Origin of the sequence: Jatrophihabitans sp. (assembly GCF_051960575.1) — a bacterium.
Lineage (GTDB): Bacteria > Actinomycetota > Actinomycetes > Mycobacteriales > Jatrophihabitantaceae > JBQCEE01.
Genome location: NZ_JBQCEE010000068.1, coordinates 1 through 9,594 on the forward strand (window position 1 = coordinate 1; position 9,594 = coordinate 9,594).

General features: G+C 72.1%; 8 protein-coding genes. 3 read left to right on the forward strand and 5 right to left on the reverse strand.

Annotated features, from left to right (window positions below; genetic code table 11):
* The 5 genes from ACTHMS_RS03340 to rsmI form a co-directional block, all read right to left on the reverse strand.
* On the reverse strand, window positions 1-489 hold a 489-nt coding region (locus tag ACTHMS_RS03340; RefSeq protein ID WP_440305257.1), incomplete at its 3' end, for a ubiquitin-like domain-containing protein.
* 141 nt (window positions 490-630) lie between these two features.
* On the reverse strand, window positions 631-1,734 hold the full coding sequence (locus ACTHMS_RS03345) for a transglycosylase family protein (protein ID WP_440305258.1): 1,104 nt from the start codon (window positions 1,732-1,734) through the stop codon (window positions 631-633).
* Window positions 1,735-2,079: 345 nt separating this feature from the next.
* Window positions 2,080-2,931 (reverse strand): TatD family hydrolase, encoded by an 852-nt coding sequence (locus tag ACTHMS_RS03350; RefSeq protein ID WP_440305259.1) that lies wholly within the window; start codon window positions 2,929-2,931, stop codon window positions 2,080-2,082.
* Between the two features lie 42 nt (window positions 2,932-2,973).
* On the reverse strand, window positions 2,974-4,773 hold the full coding sequence (gene metG, locus ACTHMS_RS03355; protein ID WP_440305260.1) for a methionine--tRNA ligase: 1,800 nt from the start codon (window positions 4,771-4,773) through the stop codon (window positions 2,974-2,976).
* A gap of 500 nt (window positions 4,774-5,273) precedes the next feature.
* Window positions 5,274-6,113 (reverse strand): 16S rRNA (cytidine(1402)-2'-O)-methyltransferase, encoded by an 840-nt coding sequence (rsmI, locus tag ACTHMS_RS03360; RefSeq protein ID WP_440305261.1) that lies wholly within the window; start codon window positions 6,111-6,113, stop codon window positions 5,274-5,276.
* A 129-nt stretch (window positions 6,114-6,242) separates the two neighbouring features.
* Between rsmI and ACTHMS_RS03365 the strand changes: the two genes are divergently transcribed.
* The 3 genes from ACTHMS_RS03365 to ACTHMS_RS03375 all read left to right on the forward strand — a co-directional run.
* Entirely contained in the window at window positions 6,243-7,871 is a 1,629-nt protein-coding gene (locus ACTHMS_RS03365) for a dolichyl-phosphate-mannose--protein mannosyltransferase (protein ID WP_440305262.1), read from the forward strand.
* Between the two features lie 7 nt (window positions 7,872-7,878).
* A complete protein-coding gene (locus ACTHMS_RS03370) occupies window positions 7,879-8,760 on the forward strand; it encodes a hypothetical protein (RefSeq protein ID WP_440305263.1) in 882 nt (293 codons plus the stop codon).
* Window positions 8,761-8,942: 182 nt separating this feature from the next.
* Window positions 8,943-9,594, forward strand: a 652-nt coding sequence (locus ACTHMS_RS03375) for an AMP-binding protein (protein WP_440305264.1), incomplete at its 3' end; no start/stop codon positions are given.

The window sequence follows — 9,594 nt, forward strand, 5'->3', positions numbered from 1 at the left end:
CGCCACGGTGGGGGCCGTGTTCGTTACATGCTGGTGCGGCCCGTCGTGCACGTCGGTGCCCGGGCGGGGGGTGCTCAGGGCGATGTGGGTGGGCGTGTGCGTCGGGGGGGTCGTGCGCGAGACCGAGACGAGGTCGGCGGACGAGTAGCCGAGCTGGGCCAGCGCCTCGGCGACGGTCGGCGCGGTCGTCCAGACCGCCGTCTGCTTGCCGTCGACGTCGAGGTGGAGTTCCCGGGCCTGCTGCAGGACGATCCGGCTGCCGTCGTGGACGGCGGCGGACGGGGCCGGCGCGACGAGGTCGCGGGCGGTGAGGTGGTAGCCGGCCGAGCGCAGGACGCCGGCGACGGTCGAGGCCTCGGTGGTGACGGTGCGCTGCTGGCCGTCGACGACGAGGTGGATCACGCGGTCGTTGCTGCTGAAGGCGACGGTCGCGCCGATCATGCCGGCGAGGACGGCGCCGGTCAGGCCGTACTTGATGGTGCGTTGCACGTGCTGTATCCCCCAGGTTCCGCCCGGTGGGGCGGGACGTCACGGAACGAGAAACGGTCAGGGCGCGGTCGTGGGCGCCCGGGGCGGTGCCGCCGGCGGCCGGTCGGGGGCCCGGACGCGACGGTCACCGCGCGAGGTGGATCAGAGGTTCGCCCCGCAGACCGGCCACGGGCTGCTGCCACGGGCGTTGTAGAGCCGGGTGGCCACGGCGATCTGCTGCTCGCGGGTCGCGAGGTCGGCACGCGGCGCGTAGGCGCCACCGCCGTAGGCCAGCCAGGTGCCGTAGTCGAACTGCAGGCCGCCGTAGAAGCCGTTGCCGGTGTTGATCGACCAGTTGCCGCCCGACTCGCAGGCCGCGACGGCGTCCCAGTTCAGGCCGTTGTTCACGACCGGCGGGGCGACCGGCTTCGGGCGCTGCTTGGTGCCGACACGCTCGATCTGGGCGACCGGCGCGGTGAGCGTGGCACGCGAGACGACCTTGCGGCTCACGATCCGGCCGTCGACCCAGCGCACCTCGTAGGTGACCTTCTGGCTGCCCTCGCGCCCGGACCGGACCACGTTCGTGTCGCCCTGGTACAGCGAGCTGTCGTTGCGACGGACGACGGCGTACGAGACATGCTCGGTGCGGGTGACCTGCGCGGTGCGCACCCGCTCGACCACGATCTTCAGACCGGGCGTCAGCGCCGCCGTGCGGGCCGGCTTGACGATGTCGTCGCCGTCGACCTTGAGGTTCATGGTCGTGAGCAGGTCGGCCACGGTCGCCGCGGTCGAGGTGACCGGCGTGGCGGTGTGGTCGTGCCGCACGACGATCGCCTTCGGCAGGCGCAGGGTCAGCGACGCGCCGCTGAGCGGCAGGCGCTGCGACCGCGAGACGCTGACGAAGTCCTCGGCGCTGTAGCCGAGGTCGGCGAGCGCCTGGGCGACGGTGGGCGCGGTCGTCCAGACCACGCGCGGCTCGCCGTCGACGGCCAGGTGCAGCTCGCGGCCGCGGTTCAGCACGATGGTCTCGCCGCGGTGGACCTTGCTCGTCGCCGTGGGGGCGACCAGGTCGTGGGCCCCGACGGTGTAGCCGGCGCCCTTGAGCGCGCCCGCGACGTCGGAGGCGGTGGTGGTGACGTGCGTCCGGTGTCCGTCGATCACCAGGGTGATCGGTGCACCGTCGGCGCCGGTCGAGAAGGCGACGACGCCACCCACGACTCCGGCGGCGACAGCGCCGACGACGCCGTACTTGACGCTGCGCAGCATGCGCGAACTCCCTCGGTTGTGCCCTCTGGGCTTTCTGGCCGCCGCCCACGATGTGGGGCGGTCGACCGCGTTCGGTCTCGGAACGGTAACGAGGAATCGGGGGCGGAATCAAAGCCTGCGCCTACTTTTTCGGGGCCGGACGCCCCTTTTGCCCCGTTTCGTCGGTCTTGCGCCCCGGTCAGTCTGACGTCGAGGTTCAGGGTTCGGCAGGGCGCTGGAGGCCCCGGGTTCCGGGGGCTGCAACCGCCGACACCCCGCGGATCACCCGCTCGCCGGGACCTTCGTCCTGATCTCCATGCACTAGTGCTGTGGCGTTGCCCACCGAAGCGTGGACGAACGGTGCGATCAGGGCAGAGCGGCGCCGAACACCTGGCGTCCGGTGGCCCGGATCGCGTCGGCCAGGGCCTCGACGTCGTGCCCGCCGGCGGCGGCGAGACCGCGCACCGTCAGCGGCAGCAGCCGCGGCGCGTTCGGCCGCCCCCGATGCGGGTGCGGGGTGAGGAACGGCGCGTCGGTCTCAACCAGCAGGTGGTCGATCGGCACGACGGCGGCGGCCTCGCGCAGCGCCGGCGCGTTGGTGAACGTCACGACGCCGGGGAAGGACAGCACGTACCCGGCGGCGACGCACTCGCGCGCCATGGCGGCGTCGCCGGAGAAGGCGTGGAAGACCACGTGGTCGGGCGCGCCCTCCTCGCGCAGGACGCGCAGTACGTCGGCGTGGGCGTCGCGGTCGTGGATCATCAGCGGCTTGCCGACCCGCTTGGCGAGGTCGATGTGCCGGCGGAAGTGCTCCTCCTGGGCGGCCGGCTCGGTGCGATCCCAGTAGTGGTCGAGGCCGGTCTCGCCGATCGCGACGACCCGGTCGGACGCCGCCAGCCGCTCGAGCTCGGCGTAGTCGGCGTCGGTCAGGCCGTCGATCTCGGTCGGGTGCACCGCGACGGCGGCGAGGACGTCCGGGTGCTGCTCGGCCGCGGCGACGCACCAGCGCGACGAGGCGACGGTGTCTCCGACGGTGATCGCCGCGATGACGCCCACGGCCCGCGCCTCGGCCATCACGGACGCGACGAACGCGGCGCTCGGCTCGACGCCCGCGCGCTGCGCCATCGCGTCCAGGTGGGTGTGGGCGTCGAAGACCGGCGCCGTCAGCGGCTCCGGCGACGGCACCGGGGAAGCCGCCTTGTCCCCCGTCCCGGTCATGTCCGGGCCCCGGAGACGACTGTGACGGGGGACAAGCCGGCCTTACTCACCGGCGAGGCGGGCGAGTTCCTCGTCGACCACCTTCGGGTCGAGCTTGGTGAAGATCGGCGTCGGCGCACCGACGGGCGTGCCGACGGGCAACGGCGTCGACTCCCAGCGCGCGACCGCCGTCGTGTAGTCACCGGTCAGCACCGAGTACGACGGCGACCCGACGGCGGTCTCCTCGTCGACCTCGACCAACTCGGGCATCGGCGCCCACGTGCCCTCGCCGCCGAGCAGCGCGTGCACCTTCGACGACGAGGTCGGCAGGAACGGGGTCAGCAGCGTCTTGGCGTCGCTGACGACCTGCAGGGCGACGTGCAGCACCGACTCCATGCGCGCGGTGTCGGTCTTGGCCAGCTGCCACGGCGCCATGTCGGACAGGTACTTGTTTGCCGCGGCGACGACGTTCATCGCCTCCCCGATCGCCGCCTTCTGCCGCGACCGCGCCAGCAGGTCGCCGACCGTCGCGAACGCCGCCTTCGACTGCGCGAGCAGCGCCTGGTCGGCGTCGGTCAGCGCGCCCGGCGCCGGGATCGCGCCGACGTTCTTCGCAGTCATCGACACCGTGCGGTTCACGAGATTGCCCCAGCCGGCGACGAGCTCGTCGTTGTTGCGGCGCACGAACTCCGACCAGGTGAAGTCGGTGTCCTGGTTCTCGGGCCCCGCGACGGCGAGGTAGTAGCGCAGCGCGTCCGCGTCGTAGCGCGACAGCATGTCGCCGACGTAGATGACGACATTTCGTGAGGACGAGAACTTGCGGCCCTCCATCGTCAGGAACTCGCTCGACACCACCTCGTACGGGCGGTTCAGCTCGCCGAACAGCCCCGGCTCGCCGCCCTTGGCGCCGATGCCCGAGTAGCCCATGAGCATCGCCGGCCAGATCTCGCTGTGGAAGACGATGTTGTCCTTGCCCATGAAGTAGTAGGCGCGGGTCTCGGGGTCGTTCCAGAACGGCCGCCAGGCGTCGGGGTCACCGGTGCGCTTGGCCCACTCGATCGACGCGGAGAGATAGCCGATCACGGCGTCGAACCAGACGTAGATCTTCTTGTCCGGCCGGTCGCTCCAGCCGTCGAGCGGCACGGGCACGCCCCACTCGAGGTCGCGGGTGATCGCGCGCGGCTTGAGGTCGTCGAGCAGGTTGAGGCTGAACTTCTGCACGTTCGGCCGCCAGTGGTCCTGCTTGCGCAGCCAGGTGGCCAGCACCTCGGCGAAGGCGGGCAGGTCGAGGAAGTAGTGCTCGGTCTCGACGAAGACCGGCGTCTCGCCGTTGATGCGGCTCACCGGGTCGATCAGGTCGACCGGGTCGAGCTGGTTGCCGCAGTTGTCGCACTGGTCGCCGCGGGCCGCCGGGTAGCTGCAGATCGGGCAGGTGCCCTCGATGTAGCGGTCCGGCAGGGTGCGTCCGGTCGAGGGACTGATCGCACCGAGCTGGGTCTGCGGGAAGACGTACCCGTTCTTCAGCAGCTGCAGGAAGATCGCCTGCGTCGTGGCGTAGTGGTTCTTCGTCGTGGTGCGCGTGAACAGGTCGTAGCTCAGGCCGAGCTGCTGCAGGTCCTTCGCGATCACCAGCGAGTTGCGGTCGGCGAGCTCGCGGGGCGTCACGCCCTCCTTGTCGGCCTGCACCTGGATCGGCGTGCCGTGCTCGTCGGTGCCGCTGACCATGAGCACCTGCTTGCCCGCCATGCGCTGGTAGCGGGCGAAGACGTCGGACGGCACGCCGAAACCGGCGACGTGCCCGATGTGGCGCGGGCCGTTGGCGTACGGCCAGGCCACGCAGGTCAGGACATGCTCGGAGCTCACGCATCCAGGCTAGTGGCCGGGGTGGGGGCGGATTGCCGGGCGCCGGGAGATGTGCCGGCATCGCCGCTTGTCCCGGAGCGTCAGCTTTTCGGCGTCGATTTCCTGGTCCTGCGGGGCAAGGCGGCCCAGATTCCGGTGCAGCGGGGCAAGGCAGTCCTCGTCCGCGGCGGCGGAACACGCGCGTCAACGCCTGTTGATCAACAGACGCCAGCGACCAGATACGACGCTGCAGCGCTCTTGATCAAGCATCTGGACGCGCCGGAGGCTCGTTCGTCCCGGAGCTCCAGCTTTTCGGCGTCGATTTCCTGGTGCTGCGGGGCAAGGCGGCCGCATTCCCGGAGCAGCGGGGCAAGGCGGCCCGGGGTCCCGGAGCCGCGGGGCCCGCTTGTCCCGGAGCTCCGGCCGATCGGCCCTGCTGGTCCCGGTGCTGCGGGGCAAGGCCGCCGGAATTCCCGGAGCAGCGGGGCAACCCGGCCGGACGCGCGCTGATGGGCCAGTCGTCAGCGGGGTTTGGCGGCGACGACGGCGTCGAAGACGTCGCGCTTGCGCACGCCCAGCTCGGACGCGACGGCGGCGATCGCGTCCTTGCGGGTGAGGCCCGCCGCCTCCCGCGCGGCGACGGCGGCGACGAGGTCGCCGGCGCCGGGGGTGTCGGTGGCGGGCGGGGCGCCGGCGACCACCACGGTGATCTCGCCGCGCACGTCGCCCTCGGCCCACGTCGCGAGCTCGCCGAGCGGGCCGCGCCGCACCTCCTCGTAGGTCTTGGTCAGCTCGCGGCACACCGCGGCCGGCCGGTCGCCGCCGAGCACCGACGCCGAGTCGGCGAGCATCGCCGCCAGCCGGTGCGGCGCCTCGAAGAACACCATCGTGCGCGGCTCGGCGCGCAGGGCGTCGAGCGCGCGGCGCCGCTCGCCGGGCTTGCGCGGCAGGAAGCCCTCGAAGCAGAACCGGTCGACGGGCAGCCCCGACAGCGCCAGCGCGGTGAGCACGGCCGACGGACCGGGCAGCGCGGTCACCGGCACCTCGGCCTCGACGGCCGCCGCGACGAGCCGGTAGCCGGGGTCGCTCACCGAGGGCATGCCGGCGTCGGTCACCACCAGCACGTCGTCGCCGGCGAGCAGCGCCTCGAGCAGCTGCGGCACGCGCGAGGTCTCGTTGCCCTCGAAGAACGACACGACGCGCCCGGACGGCGTCACGTCCAGGTCGCTGCACAGGCGGCGCAGGCGGCGGCTGTCCTCGGCCGCGATCACCGGGGTGTCGGCCAGCGCCTGGCGCAGATTGGCCGACGCGTCCCCCGGCCGGCCCAGCGGCGTCGCCGCCAGGATCAGCCGTCCGACCACGCGCTCACCCTACGACCCCGCCGAGTGGTGGGTTCCGCGCCGAGTGGTGACTTACACGTCACCACTCGGGCCGCAACCCACCACTCGGCAGCAGGGGCGGTGCCAGGTGCCGTTCTCTACGATCGCAGCGTGACGGCGACGCTCGAGGTGCGCGAGGACGCGCCCGCGACCGAGGCGCCCGAGCCGCAGCCGCCGTCACCCCAGCATCCGGTGCCCGAGGCGCTGCGTCCGTGGCGCGATCCGCACCCGCGCCTCGGCTGGGCCGTCACCGCACTCGTCACCCTCGTCGCCGGCTTCACCCGGTTCTGGGCGATCGGCTTCCCGAGCACGCGCAACTTCGACGAGGCGTACTACGCCGTCGAGGCGCAGGAGCTGTTGCGGTACGGCTACGAGGACAACCGCGGCTACATGTTCATCGTGCATCCGCCGCTCGGGAAGTGGCTGATCGCGCTGACCGAGTGGTTGCACGACGCGACACCGTCCGAGTGGCTGACGAACTCGGTCGGCTGGCGCATCGCGCCGGCGCTCGCGGGGATCGCCGGCATCGTCATGTTGACCCGCACCGCGCGGCGGATGTTCCGGTCGAACCTGTTCGGCGGCATCGCCGGGCTGCTCACGTGCTTCGAGGGCGTGTCGCTCGTGCTGGCGCGCACGGCGATCCTCGACATCTTCCTGCAGACCTTCGTCATCGCGTCCTTCGCCGCGCTCGTGCTCGACCGCGACCAGGTGCGCGGGCGGCTCGCCCGGCTGCTCGCCGAGGGCGCCGACCTCAGCCGCGGGGCGCCCTCGCTCGGGCCGCGGCCGTGGCGGCTGGTCGGCGGCGTGATGATCGCGCTCGCGTCCGGCGTGAAGTGGACGGGTGCGTACTTCTTCGCGGCGTTCGTGATCCTGAGCCTGCTGTGGGACCGCTCGGCGCTGCGGGCCGCCGGGGTGCAGCGTCCGACCCGGTCGTGGTTGCGGCGCAGCGTCGCGTGGGCGCCGGGCCCGCTGCTGCTCGCACCGATCGGCACCTACCTGCTCTGCTGGCTCGGCTGGTTCACCGGCGAGGACGCGTGGAACCGTTACTGGGCCGACGACCACGGCCCGTCGGCGACGCTGAAGCTGCCGCTGGTCGGCTGGCACGTGCCGTTCTCGTGGGGCTGGGTGCCGGGGCCGATCCGCGCGCTCGGCTCGTACCACCTGCAGGCCTACCGCTTCCACGAGGGCCTGGACAGCCCGCACATCTATGGGTCGAAGCCCTGGAGCTGGCTGGTGCTCGGCCGCCCGGTCGACTTCTACTACAACGACTCGTCCAAGGCGTGCGGCGCGGCGCAGTGCTCGCGCGAGGTGCTGCTCATCGGCACGCCGCTGCTGTGGTGGGCGTTCCTGCCCGCGCTGCTCTGGATCGGCTGGCACTGGATCACCACCCGCGACTGGCGCGCCGGTGCGGTGATCATGGCGTTCATCGCCGGCTGGGTCGTCTGGTTCGGCGACCTCAAGCGCACGATGTTCCTCTTCTACATGGCCCCGCTGCTGCCGTTCCTGGTGCTCGGCCTGACGATGGCGCTCGGCGCGCTGCTCGGCCCGCGGCTCGTGCGCACGGGTCACCGCGAGCGTGACCGCCGCGCCACCGTGCGCCGACGGTGGGGCGTGATCGCGGTCAGCGTCTTCCTCGGTGTGGTCGTCGCCGACTTCGCCTGGATGTGGCCGCTGTTCACCGGGGCGCTGCGCACCCACGCCCAGTGGCAGGCGCATATGTGGTTCGACTCGTGGGTATGACCCGCGCATGTCTCTCACTGCGAAACTGCGCCGTGCCCCGCTCCGGATCGCGACCGGCGCGTACATCCTGAACTCCGGCGTCGGCAAGGTCAGCACCGACGACGGCACCGCCAAGTACCTGCACAGCGCGGCGGTGCGCACGTTCCCGCAGCTCGAGAAGCTCGACCCGAAGGTCTTCGCCAAGATCCTGGCCGCGGCCGAGATCTCGCTGGGCAGCGCGCTGCTGCTGCCGATCGTGCCGGTCGGCGTGGCCGGCGCCGGTCTCGCCGTGTTCTCCGGCTCGCTGCTCACCATGTACTGGAAGAGCGAGGACCTGCACCTGCCGAACGACCCGCGGCCGACGCTCGAGGGATCGGCGATCGCCAAGGACGTCTGGATGGCCGGCATCGCGACCAGCCTCATCATCGACGGCCTGACCGCGCCGGCGCACGACAAGGCCGTCGAGGTCAGCGCGACCGTCGCCGAGAAGGCCGCCACGCGCAAGCGGCAGTCGCGCAAGGCCCGCCGCCAGGCGAAGCAGGAGCGCAAGCAGACGATCGCGCACGCGAAGGAGATGGCGGCCCAGGCCAAGGAGGCCGCCAAGGTCGCCGCCGCCCAGGCGAAGAGCCAGGCCAAGGGTCCGGCGAAGGACGCCGCGAAGGCCGCGCGGAAGCAGGCGGAGGCCGCGGCGAAGGCAGCCCGCAGCCAGGCCAAGGACCTCTCGTCCCAGGCCAAGGACGTCGCCGCCGCCGCACGCAGCCACTCGAAGGACCTTTCGGCGCAGGCCCGAGAGGCCGCCGAGCAGGCGAAGGCCGCCGCCCGCGACGCGAGCGCGAAGACCAGCGTGCGGGCGCGCGACCTCGCCGACGCCGCCAAGACCGCCGCGAAGACGGCGACCAAGGCGGCCTGACCGGCCGGGACGGCAGCGGCGTTCGCGTCGCGTCCGCGCACGAGCAGACCTCGATCAGCAGCACCGCGGCCCGTCCGCACCGACCACGTGTCGGTGCGGGCGGGCCGTCCAACTGTCCGGGCGCGAGAGCTGCCGCGCTGGCTAGGGTGTCAGGCAGGTCACCACTGCACCCGGAGGACGCCGTGTTCTACCCGCTCACCGTCCGTGACTTCCTCGACCGCGCCGAGCACGTCTACCCCGACCGGGTCGGCATCGTCGACGAACCCGACCAGCCGGCGCCGTCCCTCGGCGAACTGACCTACCGCGAGATCGCGACGCTCGCCCGGGCGCAGGCCGCCCGGCTCGACCAGTTGGGCGTCCCGGTCGGCGGCCGGGTCGCGGTCATCTCGCAGAACTCCGCCCGGCTGTTCACGTCGTTCTTCGGCGTCTCGGGCTACGGCCGCATCCTGGTGCCGATCAACTTCCGGCTGGTGCAGGCCGAGATCGACTACATCCTCGAGCACTCCGACGCGAGCGTGCTCTACGTCGACCCGGCGCTGAAGGACGTGCTCGACGCGGCCAAGGTCGAGCACAAGTTCGTGCTCGGGGAGGACGACGCGCTCTTCCTGCGCGACGTCGAGCCGCGCCCGTGGGACGAGCCGGACGAGAACGCGACGGCGACGATCAACTACACGTCCGGGACGACGGCGCGGCCCAAGGGCGTGCAGCTCACCCACCGCAACCTGTGGCTCAACGCGACCGTGTTCGGCCTGCACACGCAGATCAGCGATCGCGACGTGTACCTGCACACGCTGCCGATGTTCCACGCCAACGGGTGGGGCATGCCGTACGGCG

What these genes read in the sequence shown, in the direction of transcription:
- ACTHMS_RS03345 (WP_440305258.1), bottom strand. Translation starts at nt 1,734, where the DNA reads ATGCTGCGCAGCGTCAAGTACGGCGTCGTCGGCGCTGTCGCCGCCGGA.
- ACTHMS_RS03350 (WP_440305259.1), bottom strand. Translation starts at nt 2,931, where the DNA reads ATGACCGGGACGGGGGACAAGGCGGCTTCCCCGGTGCCGTCGCCGGAG.
- ACTHMS_RS03370 (WP_440305263.1), top strand. Translation starts at nt 7,879, where the DNA reads ATGTCTCTCACTGCGAAACTGCGCCGTGCCCCGCTCCGGATCGCGACC.